This window comes from Paenibacillus sp. J31R120, assembly GCF_056269225.1.
Window position 1 is genome coordinate 36,308 of the sequence record NZ_JBWDNN010000003.1, and the last position, 19,335, is coordinate 55,642.

21 protein-coding genes are annotated in these 19,335 nt (G+C 52.3%); all 21 read right to left on the reverse strand.

Annotated features, from left to right (window positions below; translation table 11 throughout):
- Positions 1–9: 9 nt before the first annotated feature.
- Positions 10–915 carry a RimK family alpha-L-glutamate ligase gene (locus tag AC0YNW_RS12380; RefSeq protein ID WP_475832248.1) on the reverse strand — a complete coding sequence of 302 codons (906 nt, stop codon included), beginning with the start codon at positions 913–915 and terminating at the stop codon, positions 10–12.
- A 9-nt stretch (positions 916–924) separates the two neighbouring features.
- Positions 925–1,098, reverse strand: coding sequence for a lysine biosynthesis protein LysW (locus AC0YNW_RS12385; RefSeq protein ID WP_475832249.1), 174 nt, complete (start codon positions 1,096–1,098; stop codon positions 925–927).
- Positions 1,099–1,249: 151 nt separating this feature from the next.
- A complete protein-coding gene (locus AC0YNW_RS12390; protein ID WP_475832250.1) occupies positions 1,250–2,932 on the reverse strand; it encodes an ABC transporter substrate-binding protein in 1,683 nt (560 codons plus the stop codon).
- A 95-nt stretch (positions 2,933–3,027) separates the two neighbouring features.
- Positions 3,028–3,951 (reverse strand): ABC transporter permease, encoded by a 924-nt coding sequence (locus tag AC0YNW_RS12395; RefSeq protein ID WP_475832251.1) that lies wholly within the window; start codon positions 3,949–3,951, stop codon positions 3,028–3,030.
- Positions 3,952–3,966: 15 nt separating this feature from the next.
- Entirely contained in the window at positions 3,967–4,917 is a 951-nt protein-coding gene (locus AC0YNW_RS12400) for an ABC transporter permease (protein ID WP_387472948.1), read from the reverse strand.
- A gap of 25 nt (positions 4,918–4,942) precedes the next feature.
- Positions 4,943–5,956, reverse strand: coding sequence for an ABC transporter ATP-binding protein (locus AC0YNW_RS12405; RefSeq protein ID WP_475832252.1), 1,014 nt, complete (start codon positions 5,954–5,956; stop codon positions 4,943–4,945).
- On the reverse strand, positions 5,953–6,969 hold the full coding sequence (locus AC0YNW_RS12410; RefSeq protein WP_475832253.1) for an ABC transporter ATP-binding protein: 1,017 nt from the start codon (positions 6,967–6,969) through the stop codon (positions 5,953–5,955). The genes AC0YNW_RS12405 and AC0YNW_RS12410 overlap by 4 nt, the downstream gene beginning before the upstream one ends.
- A gap of 252 nt (positions 6,970–7,221) precedes the next feature.
- Complete coding sequence (locus tag AC0YNW_RS12415; RefSeq protein ID WP_475832254.1) at positions 7,222–8,553, reverse strand: LLM class flavin-dependent oxidoreductase; 1,332 nt, start codon at positions 8,551–8,553, stop codon at positions 7,222–7,224.
- Positions 8,532–9,068 carry a GNAT family N-acetyltransferase gene (locus AC0YNW_RS12420; RefSeq protein ID WP_475832255.1) on the reverse strand — a complete coding sequence of 179 codons (537 nt, stop codon included), beginning with the start codon at positions 9,066–9,068 and terminating at the stop codon, positions 8,532–8,534. Before AC0YNW_RS12420 ends, AC0YNW_RS12415 begins: the two co-directional genes overlap by 22 nt.
- Before the next feature lie 66 nt (positions 9,069–9,134).
- A complete protein-coding gene (locus AC0YNW_RS12425; protein WP_475832256.1) occupies positions 9,135–9,617 on the reverse strand; it encodes a DinB family protein in 483 nt (160 codons plus the stop codon).
- Complete coding sequence (locus AC0YNW_RS12430; protein WP_475832257.1) at positions 9,614–10,801, reverse strand: amidohydrolase; 1,188 nt, start codon at positions 10,799–10,801, stop codon at positions 9,614–9,616. The genes AC0YNW_RS12425 and AC0YNW_RS12430 overlap by 4 nt, the downstream gene beginning before the upstream one ends.
- 33 nt (positions 10,802–10,834) lie before the next feature.
- A complete protein-coding gene (locus AC0YNW_RS12435; RefSeq protein ID WP_475832258.1) occupies positions 10,835–11,842 on the reverse strand; it encodes an LLM class flavin-dependent oxidoreductase in 1,008 nt (335 codons plus the stop codon).
- Between the two features lie 15 nt (positions 11,843–11,857).
- Positions 11,858–12,610, reverse strand: coding sequence for an amino acid ABC transporter ATP-binding protein (locus AC0YNW_RS12440; protein ID WP_475832259.1), 753 nt, complete (start codon positions 12,608–12,610; stop codon positions 11,858–11,860).
- Positions 12,607–13,317 carry an amino acid ABC transporter permease gene (locus tag AC0YNW_RS12445; protein WP_387472966.1) on the reverse strand — a complete coding sequence of 237 codons (711 nt, stop codon included), beginning with the start codon at positions 13,315–13,317 and terminating at the stop codon, positions 12,607–12,609. Before AC0YNW_RS12445 ends, AC0YNW_RS12440 begins: the two co-directional genes overlap by 4 nt.
- Positions 13,314–14,099, reverse strand: coding sequence for an amino acid ABC transporter permease (locus AC0YNW_RS12450; RefSeq protein WP_475832260.1), 786 nt, complete (start codon positions 14,097–14,099; stop codon positions 13,314–13,316). The genes AC0YNW_RS12445 and AC0YNW_RS12450 overlap by 4 nt, the downstream gene beginning before the upstream one ends.
- A 52-nt stretch (positions 14,100–14,151) precedes the next feature.
- Complete coding sequence (locus AC0YNW_RS12455) at positions 14,152–14,952, reverse strand: transporter substrate-binding domain-containing protein (protein ID WP_475832261.1); 801 nt, start codon at positions 14,950–14,952, stop codon at positions 14,152–14,154.
- 183 nt (positions 14,953–15,135) lie between these two features.
- The gene (locus AC0YNW_RS12460; RefSeq protein WP_475832262.1) at positions 15,136–16,044 is read right to left on the reverse strand and encodes a LysR family transcriptional regulator; all 909 of its coding nucleotides are present in this window, start codon (positions 16,042–16,044) and stop codon (positions 15,136–15,138) included.
- 267 nt (positions 16,045–16,311) lie between these two features.
- Complete coding sequence (locus AC0YNW_RS12465) at positions 16,312–16,776, reverse strand: N-acetyltransferase family protein (protein ID WP_475832263.1); 465 nt, start codon at positions 16,774–16,776, stop codon at positions 16,312–16,314.
- Positions 16,777–16,908: 132 nt separating this feature from the next.
- Entirely contained in the window at positions 16,909–17,376 is a 468-nt protein-coding gene (locus AC0YNW_RS12470) for an SRPBCC family protein (protein WP_475832264.1), read from the reverse strand.
- 200 nt (positions 17,377–17,576) lie between these two features.
- A complete protein-coding gene (locus tag AC0YNW_RS12475; protein ID WP_475832265.1) occupies positions 17,577–18,158 on the reverse strand; it encodes a nucleotidyltransferase family protein in 582 nt (193 codons plus the stop codon).
- Positions 18,159–18,255: 97 nt separating this feature from the next.
- Positions 18,256–19,332, reverse strand: coding sequence for a hypothetical protein (locus AC0YNW_RS12480; protein ID WP_475832266.1), 1,077 nt, complete (start codon positions 19,330–19,332; stop codon positions 18,256–18,258).
- Positions 19,333–19,335 lie beyond the last annotated feature (3 nt).

Below are 19,335 nucleotides of genomic sequence, written 5' to 3' on the forward strand. Positions count from 1 at the left end.
CTCTCTCTATCAGGTATGAATCGTAACGTTAGCGGGCTGTTGGTTATGAACTTGTTGATCAATCGTTTCCTTTACGTATTGGGCGATATGGTAAGCGACATCTACCCCATGCACCTTCCATGACTTGGCGAATTCCGGATTCTGATTCACTTCGCACACGACATAACGCAGGTTTTTATAATCGAAAAACAAATCTGCGCCATATATGCCCTCTCCCAGCACCTCAATTAGCTTGCTGCTGATAGAGGCGATCTCGTCGTTAATCTCGATGGGCTCAATCTCTGCGCCTAGATGAGTATTGGTCTTCCAGTTCTCCGCGGATACCCGCCTGAACGCTGCAATCGGCTTGCGGCCGACGATGACGACCCGTATGTCATAATCCCCCTTCTCGACATACTCCTGTACCAGTACCGGGAACGATTGGTGGCTGGGATCTACTGATTCTCTGGCCGCCATCCAGCCGTCCAAACATTCTTTTCCCGTTATTCTTGCAATCCCCCTCCCCCATGACGACGTCGCCGGCTTAATCACATACAGACCGTCAAATTCATTCAGCGCGTCATAAAGCTTGGCGGGCGTAAATAGGACTTTGAACCTTGGCTGCGGAACGCCGTGCTTCTCGAATACGATCGCCTGATGGATTTTATTCGTGCAGATCGTAATGGCCTCAACCGAATTTAAAGTAGGCAGGCCCGATAATTCCAGCAGCCGCGACCGATGCAGTGCGCTCCTCTGTGACAGGCACCGTATCAGGGCGATGGCGAAGGAGGATTCTTCTCCTGTGCCAAGGGGCAGCTCCATTGAATCCAGATTGACATGAACGCGCACGCCCAGCTCGCCTAGATAGCCGGCAATGCGCTGTTCCTCTTCCCTGAGCTTCGTCACGCATAATAGCACTGCATGTGTTGGTGTCATAGTGGTTGATTACTCCCCCCAGGTTTCTTCAATTTCCGGAGCCAGGGCGATCGAGACCAGATGGGACTCGATTTGCACTTCATGCTCTTGTCCGCAAGAAGCGCATTCCACAATCTCGCCTGTAGAAGCCTGCTCCTCCACCTCAATATCCGACCTGCATACCAAACAATTCAAATTTGCCATGTTTCTTGCACCTCCTATAGGATGGGTTAAAGCGATTTATTATAAAGGAAATATCCTCTACAACCGTAGGTTGGGGCGCATGCGCGAGCTCGGGAAGCTGACGCGCATGCGCAGCAATGACTGGCCTAAAATCTATGATTCATGATGATAGCTACTTCACAGCGATATCCCACTGATTGACGTTGTTGAACGTGCCCAGATTAAGCGGCTTGCCGACCAGGACATCCTTGGACACGACTTGAAGCCGCTTCTCGGAATAAACCGCCAGCGTCGGCACGTCCTCGTGAAGCACTTCCTGCAATTGATTGTAGATCTCGTGGCGCTTCGCTTCGTCGATCTCCCTCTCGCCCTTCTGGATCAGCTCATCCACGAGCGGATTGCTGTAACGGATGACGCTTTCGGGATCATCGCTCTTGTAGGTTGTGAAGTATAAGCTAGGTTCGATATAGTAGTCCCTTGTGAATATCGTAATATGGTGCTCGCCCTTCTCAACCTTGTCGATGAGCGTAGGAAAATCGAACTTCTGCACGTCAATCTTCAAGCCGACGGCCTCCAAATTTTGAACCAGAATGTCAGCTGCTTGCTCTCGTACTTTGTTGCCGACCGGAATGAGAAATGTGAGTTTTTGATTTGTATCCCAATTGGCTTCTTTCAGAAGCTGCTTGGATTTCTCCGGGTCGTAATCATAGTTTTTGATATTCGCGTTGAAGTAGGGATGCTTGCTCGGAATACCGCCGTCAATAATTTCGGCCTGCCCCTTCAGCAGCTTCTCAACAATCTGAGGACGATTAAGCGCATGGGCAATCGCCTGTCTGACTTTCTTATCCGGGAGCTTCTCGATATTGAAGAACAGCTCGGCGGGCTCGGAGGCTGGTGCCGATGTGACGTTCACATTATCGAAGCCGGTTACTTTATCGTAATCCGTAATCGGGACAAGCCCGACCGGCAGGGAGTTCAACTGGATCTCTCCGGTCTGCAGCTGCGCAACGAGGTTCGCGGCCGGAAGCACTTTGATGAAGATCGTATCGATCTTCGGCACATCGAGATAATAATTTTCATTCTTCTTCACCTCGACATGCTGGCCTTGCACATAGCTGGCGAATTTGTATGGCCCGATCGTCACCGTCGGCTTCTGGAAGTACTCGTGAGTGGCAAGCTGCTCCGGGTTGACGTCTTTCAGAATATGCTCGGGCAAGAAATTGACCTTCACGCCAAACCGTTCGTTGAATACAAGCGGATCAATGGGCCTCTTCGTTTTGACTTCGAAAGTCGTCGCATCGATCACCGTGAGACCCGTAATGTCGGTGACGCCTTCATCAAGCTTGCCTGCTTCATTCAAGCCCTCAATGAAGTTTAACTGGAACGAGGTATCAACCTTCGGGTGCAGCGCTGATTTCAAGGTGAAAGCGACATCCGCAGTCGTAAAAGGCGTTCCGTCGTTCCACTTCGCGCCCGCTTTCAGCTTGATGCGGTACGTTTGTTTGTCCTGCGTATCAATGGAATCCGCCAGCTTCGGGATAAACTCGGCTTCATCCGTCACATCGAGCAGCGCATCGTTCAGCAGATTGATTGGAGCAAGCGAGGCGGAGCTGCCTTGCGTATTGATCTGGTTAAGCGTGACCGGCGCATTGACGATGCCGATCGTTAACGTTTTGGGAGCTGCATTCGTTGCGTCAGGTATTTCTTGGGTTTGATCAGCTGTTTTCTCTCCGGCTGACTTAGCCGACGAATTAGCCTCCGGAGTTTCCGGCTTGCTGCAAGCCGACAGCAGCAGTGCGAATATGGCGGCCATCAAAATCATTGATTTTCTTGTTCTGAATCTTCTTTTCAGCATGTTGTCTCTCCCCTTGTCTGTGTTTCATGAGTATGATCTTTTGTGAATCAATCCGGTATTCCGTCGGTAGTGGTTCAAGCTATGTTAAAGCTTCGTTACGATTGCCTGCCGTCCAGCGCGTCCCTCAAGCCGTCGCCGACAAAATTAAAGGCAAGCACCGTAAGCAGGATGACAAAGCCTGCCGGAAGCCACAGCCATTGCTGCTCTGTGAGCACCGTGAGCGACTGGGCGTCATGCAGCATATTGCCAAGGCTTGCTTGCGGAGACTTTACTCCCATGCCGAGGAAGCTAAGTCCGGCTTCGCTCAGGATGGTGCTGGCGACGCCGAACGTCGCGTTGACGATAATGGCGCCCGCTGCGCCAGGCAAGATATGGCGCAGTAGAATGCGCGGCGTGCGGTATCCCAAAGCGACGCCCGCCCGGACATAATCCGCTTTCTTGAGCGACAAGACAATGCCTCGGACAAGCATGGCGATCGCGGGCCACTTGAACAGAGCAAGCACAATAATAATGGTCCACAGGCTTGCGCCCATTACACTGACAATGACGAGCACGACCAGCATGTAAGGAAAGCTTAAGAAAATATCGGTAATACGCATGAGCAGCATATCGACCCACTTGCCGTAATATCCGGCGATCATGCCGATGAACGTGCCGAACGTTACGTATATCGCGACCGTGGTGAAGCCGATCAGCAAAGATACTCTCATTCCGTAGAGCAATCGGCTCAGCACATCGCGTCCCACCTGATCAGTGCCTAGCAGATAGCCCGCAGACGGACTAGCCGAGAAGGAGTCGGTAATTTCGTTCGGCTGATAGGGCGCAAGCCATGGCGCCAATAATCCGGCAGCGAGCAGCAGCAAGGTCGTGCCAAGCCCCCACACGGCGAGCTTATGGCGCATGAACCTCCGTCTCACTTGCCCGGCGTAGCTTTCGTAATGTGGCGCTATCGGATCGCCTTCGGTCCCTTTCTTCGAGTCCAAGGCATCCTTGCTCCATGCAAGCTCCGTCGCATTCATCGTCTGCCCTCCTCTTTAGTTAAATTCAATCCGCGGATCGGCTGCCGCATACAAGACGTCCATGATCAGATTGGTCAGGAGCACGACGCAAGCAGCTACGAGATTAAGGCCCATCAGCGTCGGATAATCCCGCGACAGGATCGCTTCCATGGTGAGCTGTCCGATTCCGGGCCATTGGAACACTTGCTCGATAATGATGCTTCCTCCCAGCAGCAGCGGGATTTCGGCTCCGATGACGGCTAGGATCGGGATAAGCGCGTTGCGCAGCGCATGCCGGTTCGTAACGGCCCATTCGCTTAAGCCTTTGGCCCGGGCGGTCCGCAAGTAATCCTGCTGGAGCACATCCAGCATGCTTGCGCGCACATAACGAACCTTTTTGCCCGCTATCGTAATTCCGAGCACCAAGACAGGCATAATCAGATGAACGGCGATATCCCCGATGCCCCCGTCACCGCCAAGCGTCTTCATTCCGCCCGTAGGCAGCCACTTCAGCTCAATGCCAAGCAGATAGATAAGGCCAAGCCCAAGAAAGAATGGCGGTATGGACGTGCCGAGAAACGATAGCCCTGTCAACATATAATCCAGCTTTGAATTTTGCTTGACCGCGCTCAGAATCCCGACCGGTATGGCGATGAGCAGGCCGATGGCCAGCGAAGATGACGCCAGCAGCAGCGTCGGGCCGATACGTTCTCCGATTAATTGAGTGACGGGCGCGTATGTGCTGAACGAATAACCCAGCTCTCCCTTCAGCAATCCGCCCAGCCACTTCAAATACTGTAGATAGACCGGATCGTTTAAGCCCAGCAGCTCCTTCCTCAGCTCTCGCATCTCAGGCGGAACATTCGGATTTATAAACATGTCCACGGGATTGCCCGGCGCCATATTCATAATGAGGAAGCTGAGCACCGTGATGCCCCAAAAGACAGGAACGGCGATAAGCAGGCGTCGAACCAAGTAAGGACCCACTGTAAGCCTCCTTTCTGCATGAGCTTCAAGCTAGCGGGTAATGGCATGCTACGGCATGCCTCTGATCGGTCAACTGGGGCGGGTCGATCCGACATCGCTGCTCGGCGTATGGGCAGCGGGTATGGAACCGGCACCCTGCCGGCGGATTGGCCGGGCTTGGCACGTCGCCATGAAGGATTACGCTGGCACCCTTCCGCCTGAATGACGGATCGGGAGGCGGATAAGCGTCAAGCAACAGCCGGGTATAGGGATGTCGCGGATGACGGAACAGCTCTTCTGTATCGGCAAGCTCTACGATTTTCCCCAAATACATGACAGCGACGCGCGTGCTGATCTGCTTCACCGCACCAATACCGTGTGCGATGAACAAGTACGTGAGCTTAAGCTCTTCCTGCAAATCCTGCAGCAGATTCAGAATTTGCGCTTGGATCGACACATCCAGCGCGGATACCGGCTCGTCGCATACGAGCAGCTTCGGCCTGAACGATAATGCCCGGGCAATGCCGATTCTTTGCCGTTGTCCGCCCGAGAATTCATGGGGATACCGATTGCCGGCCGAAGCCGGCAGCCCGACCAGCTCCAGCAGCTTGTTGACCTCTCGCCGCACTTCGTCCCGGCTTATTAGCCGATGGACAAGAAGCGGCTCGGACAGCGTGTCGATAATGCGCATTCTGGGATTGAGCGAAGCGTACGGGTCCTGGAAGATCATCTGCATGCGCATCCTTGCGGGAATAAGCTGCTTAGTCGAGGCGTTCGTAATGTCGTTGCCTTCGAACCGGATTCGTCCGCTATTTGGCTGCTCCAGCCGAAGGATCGTGCGCCCCAGCGTCGACTTGCCGCAGCCGGATTCCCCAACTAGCCCGACCGTTTCTCCTTCGTACAACGTCAGGCTGACATCGTCCACTGCTTTGACCGCACCCGTCCGTCTTGTAAAGAAGGAACCGCGTATAGGGTAATGCATGCTTAACCGCTCAATCTGCATGAGCGGCTTGCGCTCGACAGCCTGCTCATCATGAAGAATGGATACCGCTTCGGTCATAGGGCCACCTTCTGCGTTTCAGGCGCCTTGGCTTCATCTGGCTCGGAAGCGACAGTCAGCCAACACCTCACATGATGATCTTCGCTTGTCGGACTGAGCTGGGGCTGCTGTTCCCTGCATCTCGCATCCGCATACGGGCATCGCGGATGAAATCGGCAGCCTTCCGGCATTTCATGAAGCGAGGGAACCTGCCCCGGTATAGCGGGTGCTCGCCCTCTGTCATTCGCATCCAGCCGGGGAATGGAGTTCAGAAGGCCTTGCGTATAGGGATGCCGGGGCGACCGGAACAGCGTATAGACATCTGCCCTTTCCACAATTTGCCCGGCATACATAACGGCAACTTGGTCGGCCATTGCGGCAACGACTCCGAGATCATGCGTGACCAGCAGAATAGCTGTGTCGTTCTCGGCCTGAAGCGACTTCATCAGTTCAATGATTTGCGCTTGAATAGTGACATCAAGCGCCGTAGTCGGCTCGTCGGCGATAAGCAGCTTAGGCTGACAGATGAGTGCAATGGCGATCATGATCCTCTGCCGCATGCCGCCGGAGAGCACATGCGGATAGGCCTTTGCGATGAATTCCGGCCGCGGAATGCCGACTTTGCGCAGCATGTCGATTGCCAGCCGCCTGGCTTCCTTGCGTGAGCTGCCCTGATGCAGCCTGATCGCTTCTTCGATCTGCCGGCCGATCGTCATCACGGGGTTCAGCGAGGTCATTGGCTCCTGAAAGATCATAGAGATTTGGCTGCCTCTCAGCTTGCGAAGCTGCTGCTCCGTTGCCGCGGTCAAGCTCTTATCCAGAAAGCGAATGCTGCCTCTTGCAACGGAGCCGCTTGCTCCCAGCAGCCCCATTATGGCTAATGAGGTTACGCTCTTCCCGCAGCCGGACTCGCCGACAATCGCCATAGTCTCGCCATGCCGGATCGTGAAGCTGACGTCCTCTACCGATACGGTTTCCCCTTGATCGTTGCGGAACGCAATTTGCAGTTGCTCCACCCTTAACAGTTCCCCCATGTCGATTCACCTGCTTTCTTAAGGGGATTCGCATATTTACTAATCCTTATAATTCCTATGAGATTAATTAACTTTATCTGTATTCAGCATACCGCAGCGGACAGGGTTTGGATAATAGAATAAATCTATCTATGAATAGAAAAGTTTTCCTTCATTTGATTAAGAAGATTGGCTCTATGTTGAAGCAAAAAAGCCGCTAACCCCGGTCCGGCGTTCGTGTGAACGGGATCGGTGATGAGCGACTGTTAAGTGCTACGTATTCAGTTGAACGGCTGCCGTATAACGGTTGGCCGGGACGCGCAGACCCAGATTGCCGCGCAGCGTGTCGGATTCGTATTCGGTGCGGAAGAGGCCTCTCTCCTGCAGAATCGGTACGACAAGGTCTACGAAATCCTTCAAGAATCCCGGCAGCGGCGGCGAGATGATAAATCCGTCAGCCGCTTCCTCCTCATACCATTGCTGAATCAGGCCCGCTATCGCTTCCGGCGTGCCGATGAACGGCGTTCGCGGCGTTGCGGAACGAAGCGCTGCCTGGCGGAGCGTCAGACCATACTCCTTCGCATACCGCTTGATCTTGTCCGTACCGCTTCGAAAGCTGTTCGCTCCGATCTCTCCCAGCTCCGGGAACGGTTCGTCCAGCGGGTATTGTCTGAAGTCGTGATGATCGAAGAACCGGCCTAGGTAGTCCAGCGCTTTGTCGATGCTGACAAGGCTGGCCAGCTCCTCATACTTGCGGTCCGCCTCCTCCTGGGTGCGTCCGATGATGGGGCCAATACCCGGCAGAATGACAATATCGTCCCGCGAGCGTCCAGCTTGGACGGTCCGGTCTTTCACTTCCTTGTAGAAGGCCTTCGCTTCTTCAATCGTATCATGTCCGGTAAAGACGGCGTCTGCGCTCTTGGCGGCGAGCTGCTTGCCGCTTTCGGAGGAACCGGCCTGAAAGACGACAGGGTGGCCCTGCCTGGAACGAGCGAGGTTAAGCGGTCCTTCCACGGAGAAATACTTACCTTTATGATTCAAGCGATGCAGCTTATCGGGGGTGAAGAAAACGCCGCTTTCCTTATCACGGACAAAGGCATCATCCTCCCAAGAGTCCCACAGGCCGCGGACGACCTCCAGATACTCCTCGGCTATCTGATAACGTTCATCATGGGACGGATGCTCCGCTTTGCTATAGTTGCGCGCGGAACCTTCCAGTGGAGAAGTGACCACGTTCCAACCAGCGCGTCCGCCGCTAATATGGTCGATGGAGCCGAACTGGCGGGCAACGGTGAACGGCTCGCTGTAAGAGCTGGACAGTGTGCCGACCAGTCCGATATTGGTAGTCGCAGCTGCCAGTGCGGATAAAATCGTGATCGGCTCAAACCGGTTCAGAAAATGCGGGATCGATTGTTCGTTAATATACAGGCCGTCGGCAATAAACAGAAGATCGAACTTCCCGGCTTCCGCCGTCAGAGCTTGCTGCTTGTAGAATGGGAAGCTGACGCTGGCATCCACTGGCACATCGGGATGCCGCCATGCCGTAATATTTCCGCCAACGCCGTGAATCAGCGCGCCCAGCTTCAGTAGCTTGCGGTTACCCATGAATATTCACTCCTTAAGAGAAGCCGATAGCTTTTTACTACGGAATCTCCTTTAATGATGTCCTTCTCGTATGCTCGCTCAAAGCCTAGCCGCTCATAGAGCTTAATGGCTGAACTCATCATGTCATTGGTATGCAGATGCAGCGTCTCGGCCCCCCATTGCAGCGATCGGTTAACACTGGCGCGTATTAAAGACGTGGCTACGCCGTGCCCGCGCGCTCCTGTCGTGACAGCCAGCAGGCGCATAATCGGTGAATGAATGCCGAGCTCCGGCAGCCCATAGGCCGCCTCGGATGAATCGTACAGGAATACGCTGCCCACAAGCTCTCCGTCAAGCTCGGCTACTATTCTCGCTTTCACTTTCTCATTATGAACTGCATTCTTCATATCCTCCTGATATTGCTCCCAGCGGTCTTGCGGCAGATGCTGCTCATACTGGTTATAAGCATTCAGAATAATGGATTGAATCCCTTCAGCATCGGTCTTCTCCGCTTCTCGTATGACAATACGGGTCATGACACTCACCTGCCTTTCCTGGTATGGAGGAGACGCTTGTTCCTGAAATCGGGAACAAACCTGTCCTTACTTCGTGGTCTCAGCTGCGAGAGCGCTCTTGATTCTCTCCAATTGTCCCAGATGATTCTGGACATGGGCGATGAAGGACTTCACAATCAAAGGCAGCGCAACGGTATCACCCTTGGCGTTCACCCCGGTCTTCTCCCAATCCTCCGGCGTTAACCGATTGAAGATCCCGCTGTTGTATTCCAGCAGCGACTGGAACAGCTTTAGGGACTCATGAACATTCCCGTCGTTCGCCCGTTGCCCGGCAACCCAGGCGTCTTGGCTGAAGGCGGGCAAGCGTACTGTGGAATCGGATAGGATCTCCCGGAGCCGGAAGGCAATGACAATGCTATGATCAACAAGATGGGCAATCACTTCCGTGACGCTCCAAGACTCCGGAGCTGCCTTCCACTTTAATTGTTCTTCTGTTAATCCTCCGATGGCTTTGCTTAGCTGCTCATGCGTATGCAGATAAGCTTCGATATCGACTGGCAATTGACTCATTGCGGCATCTTCCTTTTCGTACTGGATTGGGCGGTATGTGTTAACCGGTTCAAGGCGTCTTCGGCAAGCTTTGCAAAAAAAGCGGCTCCCAGCGGCAAAGCCTTCTCGTCGATATCGAACGCGGGATGATGCCATTCTTGCGGACCTTCTGTTCCGAGAAAAGCGAACAATCCGGGTACTTCTCTCAAATAAAATGCAAAATCTTCCCCCGCAGGAGACGGCAATGGGGTAATGGGCGTCAGTCCGACAGCCCCCGCAGCAGATCGAGCCGCTTCCGCCCAAGCTCCGTCATTCACTACGGCCGGCGGTCCTTCGAGCCAGCGGATGTTCGCCGCTCCGCCGAATGCTTGGGCCACACTTGTTGCAATTCGCTCGAAGCGCTCACGGACGGCTGTGCGCACGTTCTCGTCGAACGTTCGAAGCGTGCCGTCGAACAGCGCCTTGTCAGGAATGACATTCCAAGCCGTCCCGCTGTTCAGCCGGGTGACGCTGACGACGGCGCTCTCCAGTGCTCCGACATTGCGGCTCACGATCGTTTGCAAGGCGGTAATGATATGAGCGGAGATGACGATCGGATCTACCGATGCTTCCGGTACGGCTGCATGGCTCCCCCGTCCCTCTACTTCCACCACAAAGCCGTCAGCGGCAGCCATTATTGGCCCTTCCTTAATGCCAATCGTTCCAACCGGCAGGTCTGGTTTGTTATGCAAGCCGAAGATGGCTTGCACGCCTTCAAGCGCGCCGCTGGCGATCACTTCAAGCGCGCCCCTCGCCTTCTCCTCCGCCGGCTGGAACAGGAAGCGAACCGTTCCGGGCAGCGTCTCTTCACGCTCTTTCAGCAAGAAAGCCGTCCCCAGCACGGCTGCTGTATGAAAGTCATGACCGCATGCATGCATGCGACCGGCAACTTGGGACGCGAATGGCAGGCCGGTCTCCTCATGAATGGGAAGCGCGTCGATATCTGCGCGAATGGCGATGAGAGCTCCTTCCTTACGCCCTCCTACCTCAGCGACAATGCCGGTTCGCAGCGGGAATGCCGCAATGCGAATGCCTGCCTCCTGCAACTGCTCGCGTATATATGCTGTTGTCTCCACTTCCTCGTGCGACAGCTCCGGATGAGAATGAAGATGCCGCCTGATCGCGACAAGTTGTTTCTGAATGGATTGTGCAGCAGATGTGCTCACGCTGTATGCCTCCTTATGCTGTGTCCGTTGATATTAGACAACCTGCTCTGCCAATGCTTCCTTGAGCAGCGTGAATGAACGGACACGCTGTTCGAACTCTCCGACAGCTGTCGTTATCATAAACTCCTCCACGCCGTACAAGCGGCCCAATTCCAGAATTCGACTGCGCACGGACTCCTTGGTCCCTTTCGTCATATCGGCTGCGCGAACCTCTGTCGTATAGGACTCGCCCGCTTGACGCGCGAACTCTTGTGCCTGTTCCTCAGTGCTGACGTTTACCGTCTTGCCGCTGGCCAGCGTCACCCGGACACTCTTCAGCTCGCCGGCCAGCTCCGCAGCTTCCTCGTCGGAATCGGCGGCAATGACAGATAACGCGAGAATGGAGCGAGGCGTTGAACCTGTCGTACTAGCAAAGCGGCTGCGGTATATATCGAATGCCTGCTTGGCGGCGGAGGGATCGTTGTTGATGAACAAGGCAAATACATAAGGCAATCCGCGTTCGGCGGCTAGTTCCGCGCTGGCGATGCTTGTGCCCAGTATATAGATGTCCGCCGGCTGCTCCGGGATCGGGCTTGCCTTCAAGCCCTCAAGGGGATGTCCGTCCGGCGCAGGGCCGCTCATATACGTCTCTACTTCGGCAAGCTTATCGCTTAATGATCTTGCGTCATCGTTCCACTGCAAAGCTTTGGTCGAACGCGGCAAACCGCCCGGCGCGCGTCCGATCCCCAGCTCTACGCGTCCAGGCGCAAGCGAAGCCAGTACATTGAAATTTTCCGCAACCTTATACGGGCTGTAATGCTGAAGCATCACACCGCCGGAGCCGATTCGAATCCGCTCCGTGCTTGCAAGCAAGTAGCCGATCAGTACTTCCGGCGAGGAACCCGCGAGCTGAGCCGAATCATGATGCTCCGACACCCAGAAGCGCTCGTAGCCGAGAGCCTCTGCAAGCTGAGCCAGCTTCACGGTGTTCGCAAGCGCCTCGGCTGGCGACTGGCCGGCATACGCAATGCTCTGATCCAAAATTCCGAGCGTGATCGTCATATACATCCCCTCCTCCTAGATGGAATAGACACCGTCAGGCGTATACCGTTTCAGAAATTGCCGCGTCCGCTCCTCCTTCGGGAAATTGAAAATCTCGGCCGGAGTCCCTTCCTCCACAACCAGGCCGTCATCCATGAAGATGATGTGGCTGGCCACATCCTGGGCGAACGCCATCTCATGCGTCACAATAATCATCGTGATGCCTTCCTTGGCAATCTTGCGGATGACCGACAGCACCTCGCCGACAAGCTCCGGATCAAGCGATGACGTCGGCTCATCCAGCAGAATGACCTTCGGATTCAGCGCCAGCGCCCGCGCGATGCCGACCCGCTGCTGTTGTCCGCCTGATAGCTGGCTGGGGTAAGCGTCCAGCTTGTTCTCCAGGCCAACCTTTTTCAAGAGAGCTATACTGCGTTCGCGCGCTTCCTCCTTCGGAACCTTCTGCACGACGACAAGTCCCTCCATCACATTCTCCAGAGCTGTTTTATGACGGAACAGATTATATTGCTGGAACACCATTGCGGATTGCTTGCGAAGCGTATGAATATCTGACTTGCTGGGCCGCTTGCACTGTACGGAGATTCCGTCTATCTCAATCTCTCCGTCGCTTGGCCGCTCCAGGAAGTTGATGCAGCGAAGCAGCGTTGTTTTGCCAGATCCGCTTGGCCCCAATATAGCAACGACTTGACCCTTTTCTACGCTTACATCGATCCCCTTTAGCACATGTTGGCGCCCGAAAGACTTTTTGATTTGCTTCAGCCTGATCATGCAACTCCACCCCGGTTATAGAGATTGATTCGTTTTTCAATGGTAGCGGTAATTCGTTCGATCAAGATCGTAAGCCCCCAATAAATGATTGCTGCTGCAATGTAAGCTTCGAAGAACTTCCAGTTCGACGAAGCGATAATTTGCGATTTGGCGTTAATGTCGACCACCGATATGGTGAAGGCGAGCGTCGTGCCATGCAGCATATTGATCGTGCTGTTGGACAGACTGGGCAGCAGGATCGCGAAGGCTTGGGGGAATACGATTCGTTTCATCGCTTGCCTGGTCGTCATGCCGAGGGAATACGCCGCTTCCAGCTGCCCCTTATTCACGGCAAGCAGCCCGGAGCGAATGACCTCCGACAAATATGCGCCTGCTGTAATCGAAAACGAGATGTAGGCGAAGCCGATCATCGGAATGGACACGGAGCGGAACGACCACCCAAGCTGTATAGCAAGGCCGTCGATCAGATACGGCAAGCCGAAGTAAATAAGCAGCAGATGCGTCAGCATCGGCGTTCCGCGAATGAACGTCACGTATGCGGCAGCCAGCTGATGCAGCACAGGCACACGGTAGATTCGGATCAAAGCGACCGTTGTGCCGATGATCGTCCCGCAGCCCATGGCTACTGCCGTAATAATTAGCGTTGTCGGGATTGCGGACAATAACAGCGTAAATGCCGTCCAGATGAAGGAAGGATCGAGTTTCATAGTCTGGCCTCCTTATTGCGAAGCTTCGCCGCATTGGTCACCCTGCCGAAGAAAGAACCTTCTATGCGACGCAGCCGTTGCTCTGCTTCTGCGGAGCGCTCATGACGCAGAAGCCTTCTCTCCAGCCGGAAGAACAATCGCTCCAGCACTACGCAGATGATAAAGTACAGAAGCGCGAGCGACAGATAGATTTCGGCGAAGCGCTGCGACAGCGTGCCGATCGTCTGCGCCTTTCCCGTAATTTCGAGTATGCCTAAAGAGAAAGCCAGTGACGTATCCTTCAGATTGCCGAGTACGACATTGGCGAATACCGGTATCGAAATCGCCAGCGCTTGCGGGATAACAATACGGACAAAAGCCTGATAGCCATTCATCCCCATTGCATACGCTGCCTCGACTTGCCCCCTGTCGACCGCTGTGACAGCCCCGCGAATGACCTCTGAGATATACGCCCCGCTATGAAGCGAGTACGTCAGAATGACAAAAAACAAGGTTGGCGTCTTGCTGACATCGATATGGATCAGCTTCAGCAGCTCTGGCATGCCGTAGTAGAATAGAAACAGCTGGATCAGAATCGGTGTTCCCCGGAAAAAAGAAATGTAGATACGCGCCAATCGCTGCAGCACCGGCACACGGTACAACTGCGGCAGCGCGACGAGCAGACCGACAATCAAGCCGAGAAGGATTGAGCTAACTACGATATAAAGCGTAATGCGCAGGGACGGCAGCAGTCTGACGAAATATTCGAATACATAGGAGATATCAAATGGATGTTGCCCCATCTATCGTCCTCACCCCACTTTCGGCAGCCCGGCTAACGGGCTGCCTGGCGCATTATTTGGAGAAGTCCTGGCCAAGCCATTCCTCGCTTATCTTCTTGAGCGTGCCATCCGCTTTCAGCTCTTTGACTGCAGCGTCTACCGCATCGGCAAGCTTCTTGGAATCTGGATCATCCTTGCGGAAGACGTACTGTATGTTTCCTTCATTCAGCGATTCGCCTACCGTCTTCAGCTTGCCCTGCGGGTCCTTGATCGGAAGCAAGAAATCTGCGCCGAGCGTCGCGTAGACGCGGCCGGAAGTAATTTGAATGACATCGTCATTGGCATCGTTTTGCTGATAGACGATATGAATACCTTCCTTGTGTTCCTTATTGTAGTTCTCCAGAATTTGAGCTTGTGCGCTGGTAGGCCCGACAAGCACCTTCTTCCCTACCAGATCGTCCAGAGTCTGAATGGAGTCGTTGTTGTCTGAAGCGATAATGATTTTATTTCTCCAATAAGCATAAGGCTCTTCATTAAATAGAAACTTCTCGACGCGCTCCGGATTCTTCTCGAAGAGATGGGCGGCCAGATCGACCTTCTTCGTCTCCAGGCTGAGCAGAATGTTGGAGAAATCCATCGTTTGGAATTCAAACTCATAGTCGTCCAGCCGCTTGTCGATTTCGCGCAAAAGCTCGACGTCAAAGCCGGTCAGATTGTTTTTGTCATCCAGGAAAGCAATTTGCTCAAAGTCGTTGCCGGTGCCGATCACAATTTTTTGCGCACCGCTTGATGAAGCAGGGCTGGATTCGCTGGAGCAGGCGGATGCCGCAAGCGTGAAGACAAGTGCTAAAGCGATAACGGATATTTTTTTCAAAACAGGTTCCTCCAATGGCTTATTATTAAACTCATAAATCCTACAGGTTAAGTGTGGTTTATGGCTGACCTAACTGTAGCACTCGCCTTTCAAAGTGGTCAATCCGTCCCATAATAGAGAAAATCTATACAACGATCCAATAATTTGATAGGAGGACTTGTTTCAATAGATCCCATTCAACCGCTAGCCGATTGAAGCAATTAGTCCATCCCTTCGCGCCGACAGCTCCTTGCCGAATTCGCTGATGGCTGAGAAGAACAAGGCGTTTTTGCCGTGGCATGAAATCAGGTTGGTCTGCAGCGAGATGCCCTCCGTATCCGGCAACCGAATCGGAATAAGCTTGCCCTCGCGGGTTTCTTGCTGGACGCTTTGGCTGGGCAAGAAGCTGATGCCTGCCTTCTGCATGACGAGCTTCTTCGCGGTCTCTGAATTGTCGACCAGGAATTGAATATTGGGCGGTCTGTCCAGACTGCCGAATATGCGGTGGATGCGCAGCCAGTCGAGCGCCCCGCATTCGAAGAATACGAGCGGCTGTGCCGCTATTTCATCAATGGGAATTCGCGTTTCGGACAAGAACGGATGTCCCTCGTAGACGTACAAGCGTATCGGATCTTCAAAAAACTTCACCGATTGCAGATTCGGATGGCTAATGTTGCGAATGAAGCCGATGTCCGCTTCCTTGTTAATGACTTTATGAATAATATCATCGGACGTGCCGGTAATGAGCTTGAAGTGCGTATTCGGAAATCGGTCCTTAAGCCTTGGAAGCAGATCGGGAATGATATAATTCGATACAGACAACGTACTGCCGATCCGCAGCTCGTCGGGCAGCGACTTCTTCTGATTCGTGTGCAGCTTTCCTTTCTGGTAGGTCATCAGGATTTGCTGGGCATAAGGCAGGAATCGCCTGCCTTCCTCCGTAATCTGAATTTGTTTGCCCAGCCTGTCGAACACCTTGCAGTTCAACTCCCTCTCGAGGGATTGGATACGGGCCGTTACGGATGGTTGTGACAGGTACAGCACTTCCGCTGCTTTATTGAAGCTCCCATAATGATTAATGAACACAAATGCCTCGATATTTTCCAAATTCATAGCGCACACCTCCTGTTTTGATGATTGGAACAGATGATCCCTCTCGCCAGCTAGATTTTCTGAAAAACAAAAAGAGACTTCTTATGGCGGTGCATAAGAAGTCTCCGGTCATCCGGTAGACGCGAGTATGTCGGGTATCGCATCCCTATGTGGTTCATGATTGGCCGCTTCCTTTATCCAATAATTCCAATGCAAATACTAAGCTTTAATCGATTATATGCTCGCTACCCATTTTCTGTCAATGGAATCATTAGCGAAAAGGTTTTGCTATAACGTTAAGAAGTAATGAAGAAAGGTCTCGTCGCGCTCATAGCCATTTTTCTCATACAAAGTTTGTGCGATTAAGTTATCCGGTGCAGTTGACAGCTCGATTCCTTTCGCCCCCGTAAGCTGTCCATGACGCTTCGCTTGCTCCAGCAGCAGCTTGGCTGCGCCGCGGCCTCGTTCTTGCTCCAGCACGTACAGATCGTTTAGAATCCAGGCGCGTCTCATTGAGATGGAAGAAAAGACGGGATACAATTGCGTGAATCCGATAGCCTTTCCGCTTGCTTGGTCGGTGGCGATGAAGATAACGGATTGTTGATGTTCGAACCGGTTGAACAGGAATTGCCTGGCGCCCTCCAGGTCGGATGGCTGTCCATAAAATATCAGGTAAGCATCAAAAAGCGGGGCGATTTCCTCCAATTGTTCCAACGTAGCTTGCTGCACGATCATAGATGATTCTTGCGACATGTTCCTTGCTCCTCCCTGCTTTCAGGTAATGCCTTTAGCATACACCTTCGACAGGGAGCCGCCTATGAAGTTCGTGACGAATTTTTTGCATTCTTCCTCCAATTAAGGGGGATTGCTGCGTTGATGCGTTAGCTATCCCTGCACATGGGCATCCGGCGCTTTGTCCGCAACCAGATTCAGAATGATGCCATGCTCCAGGTAAGCTTTGAGACCGCACAGCACCATCGTATATCCGCCCATGGAGTCAATCGCTTGCTGGAGGATTTCATCACCCGTGCCGGTGAAGCCCGAATTCGCAATCGTGACAAATGTGCCGTCTTCATCCCGTGTGGCAAATACCCATTCAATCAGTGTACCGTCCGACGATTCGAGCAGGATATAGTCGTTTTGGCGTATTTCCTTGACGTGGAGTACATCGGATACGCCATACATCTCCCACTCCCAACGAACATGGCTGCCCGCCTGGAGCCTTCCGCTGCTTTTGGTAAACCAGAACTTGGTCGTTATGGCCGGGTTCGCGAATGCTTCAAACACTTCATAGGTTGGCCTGCGAATAAGCATCTCTGCTTTCACAACCGGAAACTGATGAGCTATCGTCATATCCCTCTCCCTTTCGTCAATAGAAATCGCAAAAACACATGCGCTGTCAGCTTGAATCAAGGTATTCACTTTAAATTAATGTCATTAATGATTAATGAGTCTAATGGTTTAGTCTTATAAGATAAGTATATCATTTATAGGTATGTGCGCACAAAAGGAACATTGCCTTTACCAGGCCGATAAAGGGATAAATAAACGTATTACCGAGCTTGATGAATAGGGTGAATATTGATTCTATACCAAGTGCTTACCCAATTTTTCTTGCGAATACGCTCTTCATAGATTCTTGCTCTTTCATTCGTTTCTTGAAAATAAGGCGTTGGCCTCAGGTTCAAGCCCAGTACATCCTCTATGCCGCAAGGAGCGGTGAGAACTACGTTGCCGTTCTTATCTAAGGATAGCCCCAGGGCTGTTGCCGTTTCTGGAAATTTGGAGATGGCATCAACCGAAGAATCATACGGCGGGATGTTATTCACGATATGCATTCTCGCTTCGTTTTTGACAGACCACGGGACGGTAGAGTCTAACTGCTTAAGCTTTTGTTCCAGCTGCTTTTCCACTACTTCATCTAGATTGCGCTTATCAAAATAGATGACATCAATATCAGGCAGATGCGATCTTGCCGTAAAACCATGCAACGTATCCCATATCTTAGATCGAACGAAACCGGCACAGACCCACCAATCAGGCAATTGAAGAGTTTGGGCATTATGCAAAATGTCCATCATCCACTTATCCTCTTTTACTAAACGAATAATGTCGCCCTCATTTTCTAGTTTCATGATTACCCACCCCTCCGAACATACATTCCCATTATATCATGTAGGCAAAAGAACGTCCCTTCGATTTCATCATCGATAGGGACGCCTTATGGGTACGCTATAACATTTTGATACCAAACTGTGTGCCATACCTTAAGCTTGTATTCCATACTTGTTTCTTTCCCGTCGTTTCATTAAGAAGATGGATTTTCTCAGGGATGACCAGCGAGGCTAGATAATCACCGGGTTTGACTGTACCAGTTTCATCTTTCATGTACCAAGGAATAGTAAGATCAAACGCTTCGTCAGGGGCAAGCTTGCCCTTCAGAGGCGGAAGCTTGTATTCCGTCACCTTTTTCGGATTAGAGCCATCCGGGTCTGTTTTGTACACGATAAAAGATAATGGCGTTTCATCCAGTACGAGAGTATCATCGCTAACATTAGTCAAGCTAAAGGAGAATGGCATAACGGCTCGATCTGCAATAGAGTATCCGTCACCAGAGCCAAACGGTGGCGTTATCCCTCCATATAATGGGGCTGTGTAGTACTCTGCTTCTCGTCCCATAAGCTCCCCTATTGGATTAGACTTTACATGTACGAAATTAAGCACTTTCAATCTGAATGTGACCTCTTTATGAGGATAGGCAAACGATAAAAAAGTTTTGAACGATCTGATGTCGCCAGGCTTTGGCGGATTAATATTTTCATTATCGATATAGAAATAATCGGATTCGCCAACCACCACATTATCCTTTAAGGCTTCTAATACGATCTGCTTGCCCTTCATCTCTTTATTGATTTTGATAATTCCGCCTTCAATATATCCGTTGTCATTCTTGCTCGTCATCAAGTGACCTGCCGACGCATAGCCTTCATTGCTCTGCAAATGGAGCCCTGACAAAGTTAATGAACTAAAAACTTGAATTTGATTCAAATTGCCATTGGCTGAAGATGCAGATTGAAAGTTGACTTTGGATCCCATGGATTCGGAGAAGAGGCGCAATGGAATGTACGTTTGATTTTTGTAGTTTATGACCACTGTACCCTTTGTCGTACTGAGTTCCTTCACTTGTGCGCCGTTATAAATCGTGATTTTACTCGGAAAGAGCGTACCTTGTACCGCCTTTGATGCCACTGCTGCCGTGGCAAAACAAAGTATGATCCCGCAAATCATGCCTATCCAAAACTTTTTCATGTT

Excerpts from the sequence above, each read along its gene's own strand:
- AC0YNW_RS12380 (WP_475832248.1), bottom strand. The coding sequence starts at position 915 with ATGACACCAACACATGCAGTGCTATTATGCGTGACGAAGCTCAGGGAA.
- AC0YNW_RS12385 (WP_475832249.1), bottom strand. The coding sequence starts at position 1,098 with ATGGCAAATTTGAATTGTTTGGTATGCAGGTCGGATATTGAGGTGGAG.
- AC0YNW_RS12390 (WP_475832250.1), bottom strand. The coding sequence starts at position 2,932 with ATGCTGAAAAGAAGATTCAGAACAAGAAAATCAATGATTTTGATGGCC.
- AC0YNW_RS12395 (WP_475832251.1), bottom strand. The coding sequence starts at position 3,951 with ATGAATGCGACGGAGCTTGCATGGAGCAAGGATGCCTTGGACTCGAAG.
- AC0YNW_RS12405 (WP_475832252.1), bottom strand. The coding sequence starts at position 5,956 with ATGACCGAAGCGGTATCCATTCTTCATGATGAGCAGGCTGTCGAGCGC.
- AC0YNW_RS12410 (WP_475832253.1), bottom strand. The coding sequence starts at position 6,969 with ATGGGGGAACTGTTAAGGGTGGAGCAACTGCAAATTGCGTTCCGCAAC.
- AC0YNW_RS12415 (WP_475832254.1), bottom strand. The coding sequence starts at position 8,553 with ATGGGTAACCGCAAGCTACTGAAGCTGGGCGCGCTGATTCACGGCGTT.
- AC0YNW_RS12420 (WP_475832255.1), bottom strand. The coding sequence starts at position 9,068 with ATGACCCGTATTGTCATACGAGAAGCGGAGAAGACCGATGCTGAAGGG.
- AC0YNW_RS12425 (WP_475832256.1), bottom strand. The coding sequence starts at position 9,617 with ATGAGTCAATTGCCAGTCGATATCGAAGCTTATCTGCATACGCATGAG.
- AC0YNW_RS12435 (WP_475832258.1), bottom strand. The coding sequence starts at position 11,842 with ATGACGATCACGCTCGGAATTTTGGATCAGAGCATTGCGTATGCCGGC.
- AC0YNW_RS12440 (WP_475832259.1), bottom strand. The coding sequence starts at position 12,610 with ATGATCAGGCTGAAGCAAATCAAAAAGTCTTTCGGGCGCCAACATGTG.
- AC0YNW_RS12445 (WP_387472966.1), bottom strand. The coding sequence starts at position 13,317 with ATGAAACTCGATCCTTCCTTCATCTGGACGGCATTTACGCTGTTATTG.
- AC0YNW_RS12450 (WP_475832260.1), bottom strand. The coding sequence starts at position 14,099 with ATGGGGCAACATCCATTTGATATCTCCTATGTATTCGAATATTTCGTC.
- AC0YNW_RS12460 (WP_475832262.1), bottom strand. The coding sequence starts at position 16,044 with ATGAATTTGGAAAATATCGAGGCATTTGTGTTCATTAATCATTATGGG.
- AC0YNW_RS12465 (WP_475832263.1), bottom strand. The coding sequence starts at position 16,776 with ATGTCGCAAGAATCATCTATGATCGTGCAGCAAGCTACGTTGGAACAA.
- AC0YNW_RS12470 (WP_475832264.1), bottom strand. The coding sequence starts at position 17,376 with ATGACGATAGCTCATCAGTTTCCGGTTGTGAAAGCAGAGATGCTTATT.
- AC0YNW_RS12475 (WP_475832265.1), bottom strand. The coding sequence starts at position 18,158 with ATGAAACTAGAAAATGAGGGCGACATTATTCGTTTAGTAAAAGAGGAT.
- AC0YNW_RS12480 (WP_475832266.1), bottom strand. The coding sequence starts at position 19,332 with ATGAAAAAGTTTTGGATAGGCATGATTTGCGGGATCATACTTTGTTTT.